We start from the raw sequence: 4,828 nt of genomic DNA, 5'->3' as shown, positions 1-4,828 counted from the left end.
CACCTCCTCCACAACCCCACCCGCAACCCGCTCACCGGGATGCCGGTAGGCGGCATGGACGACAAGACGCACCCCCCGCACCCCCCGCGCCCCCCGCCCCACCAGCACACTCCCCGGCCCGTCCCCGGGCTCCCCCGCCACATAGACCGCCGGGAACCCCCCAGGCACACGGAGCATCACATAGGCCGGCGCGTCCTCCACCGCGCGCGTACCGAACGTGCCGGTGAGATAGTGCGGGACATCCACCACCGCGCCCACCGCCGCGTCAAGGGGACCGTCCGGATCGATGCCCAAACGGCCCAGCAACCCCGCCCCCGCACCCACATGAACGGTGACCGCCACCGGCAGCATCGCCCGCTCCAGAACCGCATCGATATCACCGACGATCCACCAGAAATCGTCGTGGTCGTCGGGCGCGACATCGCCGTCGGCGGCCAGCCCGTCGTCGACCATGTCGCGGTCATAACGCGTGTACTCCCAGAAAGAGTTCGCCTGCTCAATGGTGGTGGCCAGGACGTGGGCGCCCTCCACCCCGGCCACCGCCCCCCCCACCGTCTCCACGATCGGCAGGCTCATCCGCGCCCACTCATCAGCGGCCACGTCATCGACCCGGGCCCGGACAGTGTTGCCCATACCCCCACCCGGCTCCTGGCCCCCGGCCGACGGCCCTGCCCCGCCAACGGAGTCACCACCATCGGCATCGTCGGCGTCAGGCAGGTCCTCAGGGTCGTGGGCGGGTCCAGCCTCCGGGCTCCGCGGTGCAACACCGCGCGTGCCGCGGGCATCAGGCGACAACGCACCCGCCTCCACCAGGAAATCCGTCAGAGGATCCCCCGGCGAGACACCGCCGTCAGCGTCAGGGAGCCACTCAGGGTCGTTGGCGACCTCGTGGGAACCCGGTGCGGGGACCACGCCCGCGATACCGGTCCGACCACCGGTGGCGGCACCGCGCAAGAGCGCCGGATCAGGTTCCAACCCCGCCTCCCGCGCCAACCGACCCAACGCCGCCAGACGACCTCGTTCGCCTCCCCTGCCCGCACCCACACGGATGTACATGGCACCAAGGCGATCGTCGACCGTGCTCGACGGTGTCCCGGTCCGGTCGGCGATCTGGCGGATCTTCAAACCCTGCCCGGCCAGAGCCGCGATCGTACGATCCAGACCGACAAGATCCGAAACCGAAACGGTCTCCGTACCCGGAAGGAACGCCGGATCAGCATCCAGCCCCGCCTCCCGCGCCAACCGACCCAACTCAGCCAGGAGGTCCCTTCTCCGGCCACTTTCGTCCCTGGCCGCACCCACACCCTCCACACGGATGTACATGGCACGAAGGTGATCCGTCACCGTCCTCATCGGTGTCCCGGTCCGGTCGGCGATGTCAAGGATCTTCAAACCCTGCCCGGCCAGAGCCGCGATCGTACGATCCAGACCGACAAGATCCGAAACCGAAACGGTCTCCGTACCCGGAAGGAACGCCGGATCAGGTTCCAACCCCGCCTCCCGCGCCAACCGACCCAACTCAGCCAGGAGGTCCCTTCCGCGGCCTCTCTCGTCCCTGGCCGCACCCACACCCTCCACACGGATGTACATGGCACGAAGATGATTCATGACCGTAATCCGCGGTGTCCCGGTGCGCTCGGCGATCTGGCGGATCTTCAAACCCTGCCCGGCCAGAGCCGCGATCGTACGATCCAGACCGACAAGATCCGAAACCGAAACGGTCTCCGTACCCGGAAGGAACGCCGGATCAGGTTCCAACCCCGCCTCCCGTGCCAACCGACCCAACTCGGCCAGACGCTCCCTTCTCCGGCCACTTTCGTCCCTGGCCGCACCCACACCCTCCACACGGATGTACATGGCACCAAGGTGATTGTCGACCGTGCTCGACGGTGTCCCGGTCCGGTCGGCGATGTCAAGGATCTTCAAACCCTGCCCGGCCAGAGCCGCGATCGTACGATCCAGACCGACAAGATCCGAAACCGAAACGGTCTCCGTACCCGGAAGGAACGCCGGATCAGGTTCCAACCCCGCCTCCCGCGCCAACCGACCCAACTCAGCCAGGAGGTCCCTTCCGCGGCCTCTCTCGTCCCTGGCCGCACCCACACCCTCCACACGGATGTACATGGCACCAAGGTGATTGTCGACCGTGCCCTCCGGTGTCCCGGTGCGCTCGGCGATCTGGCGGATCTTCAAACCCTGCCCGGCCAGAGCCGCGATCGTACGATCCAGACCGACAAGATCCGAAACCGAAACGGTCTCCGTACCCGGAAGGAACGCCGGATCAGGTTCCAACCCCGCATCCCGCGCCAACCGACCCAACGCCGCCAGACGGTCCCTTCTCCGGCCACTTTCGTCCCCGGCCGCACCCACACCCTCCACACGGATGTACATGGCACGAAGATTACGTTTGACCGTGCCCTCCGGTGTCCCGGTGCGCTCGACGATCTGGCGGATCTTCAAACCCCGCCCGGCCAGAGCCGCGATCGTACGATCCAGACCCTCCAGAGCCGTGACAGGAATCACGGTGCCCCCGTCACCGGCCGACGACCCTGCCCCGCCACCGGAGTCACCACCAGAACCATCCGGGAGCCGCTCGGGGCCGGTGCCCGCCATGAGGACCTGCCAACCGGCCTCCCGCGCGGCGTAGGTCCGGATATCCCCCGGACTGTAACCGTAGGTCAGATCGGCGACCACATCCTCGACCGTCCGTGGGCGCTCCTTCTCCTTCCGGTCCGCCAGAGCACTGAAATCCGGTGTCACCGGACGATTGCCGCCCCAGGGATCATCAGGATCGACAGGAGCAGGCTCCCGCTCCGGCTCCGGTGCGTACAAGTCATCGGGACCGTCCTCCTCCTCATAGGCCCTCCGCCCCCGCACACCCTCAGAACCCCGACCACGCCCACCACCAGAAGAACCCGACGAAGCCCCACCGGCCGACCCTCCACCACGACCACCGGCGGACCCGCCACCAGAACCCGACCCGGACCCACCCCGGCCACCACCCACAGCAGCCGAACCAGAAGCACCATCATCATCCGGCCCACGCCCACGACCCGCACCAGAACCACCGGCATCCGACACGTCATCATCGGAAACCCCATAGATATCCTCATCACCCGCATCCGAGGACTCCGAAGAATCATCATCGGAAATCTCTATCGGCTCGTCCACGGGCCGAGATGCCTGCCCTGCCGAAGGCACAGGGCCGCCCTGACCCCCGGCCTCCCCGGGGCCGGACGCCAACCCGGTCACCCGCACGAAAGTGATGGCCTGATCGCGACCCTTCAGCCTCAGATGCCCAATGGCATCGGTGATATATGAGGCGGCTACCCCGGGCGAGATGTTGAGTTCGCCGGCGATCCGGTCGTTTTGCTCAGCCACCGTTTCGCCGTCCGGCCCCTCACCGAGCAGGACGAGAGCACGATGCCGGCCGTCTTTCAGGCCCGTGATGCGGTCCCACGCGTGGGCCCGTGCGTCCGGGGGCAGCTCTCCGGCGGGCACGGGCGGGGGCGGGGGCGGGAATTCGCGGTCTCCGGCGAGGGCAATCGCCTGCGTGATGTCGTCCAGCCCCAGATCGGCAGGAAGGCCCACTTTGAGGTCCTCGATCCAGTAAACAGCCAAGCGGGTGAGCCTGCTGATGCCCACAGCGCTCTTCCCGTCTTTGAGGCCGACCAGGACCTGGTATTGGTCGAAGGTCAGTGTGCGGGCCCTCACCAGACCGTTGGCCCGCTGCTCAGGAGTCAACCCTCCGACGGCCGGGGGTAGGGACACCAAGTGGGATCCGCGCGAGCCCCGCAGTGCTGAGGTACGGGCGGGACCGGCGGCCTCGGCATCGGCCAGGGCCGACTCCAACGTCAGCCCCGCCGCACGCGCAATATCGACCGCCTCCTCGCGCGAATGCTGACCCATTCGACGGTACACGCGGCTGGCCTGCGTATTGAATGCGTGCGGGGTCGTTGCGGGAAGGTCTTTGGCGATATCAACTTGATTACGGTCCTCATTCCTAAGCCTAGCCAGAACAATGCGATCGCCAGGCGACAGCTTTTTCACGAGTCCACGCGCTTCGGCCTGGACCGACTCCAACGTCAGCCCCGCCGCACGCGCAATATCGGCCGCATCATCACTCGAACGCACATTCAACCGGTGGTAGATATTCACGGCGTGGCGGGCTGGGATCTCTGCCGGCGAACGGCCATCCACAAGCCGAGCCAGAACAATGCGATCGTGGAGCGGCAGCCCCGCCACACGTTCACGCGCATGGTCAGGATCAACACGGTCGGCGGCCTCGGCGTCGGCCTGGCCGGGCGCTTGCGACACACGACGATCAGAACCCTCCCGGCCGCCGTCCTCGCTACCCGAATCCGAAAGGACACCGCCCCCCGCGACGTCGATCATCTCCGAATCGGAATCAACACGCCCGCCCTCATCACCGGAATAGGCGTAGGGGTCTTCGCCCGCTGCCTCCACACCTTCGGTGGAACCGCCGAGCGCCTCCGGCCGGGAGACGCCACCCGGGAAGGCGAACTCATCCAGGCCCGCTTCCCACATCACGCGCGCATCCTCGAGCGGATCCTCCGGCAGGACGAGGCCGTCACCCAGGTCCAGGACAAGGTAGCCGTCGTGGGCATCGCCGGCAGGGACGGGCGACCAGCCCGCGGGCGGCACCCACCCCGCGGGCACGACCTCGGCCTCCACGAACACCACCTCCTCCACAACCCCACCCGCAACCCGCTCACCGGGATGCCGGTAGGCGGCATGGACGACAAGACGCACCCCCCGCACCCCCCGCGCCCCCCGCCCCACCAGCACACTCCCCGGCCCGTCCCCG

1 pseudogene is annotated in these 4,828 nt (G+C 67.7%); it reads right to left on the bottom strand.

Features of this window, described 5'->3' with window-relative positions:
* Positions 1 to 4,773 (bottom strand): annotated as a pseudogene (locus tag ACFO4E_RS29930) (hypothetical protein); the annotation flags it as partial.
* Positions 4,774 to 4,828: the final 55 nt, after the last annotated feature.

The organism is Nocardiopsis mangrovi (assembly GCF_042653925.1).
Classification (GTDB): domain Bacteria; phylum Actinomycetota; class Actinomycetes; order Streptosporangiales; family Streptosporangiaceae; genus Nocardiopsis_B; species Nocardiopsis_B mangrovi.
This window is presented reverse-complemented; position numbering and strand designations above follow the sequence as displayed.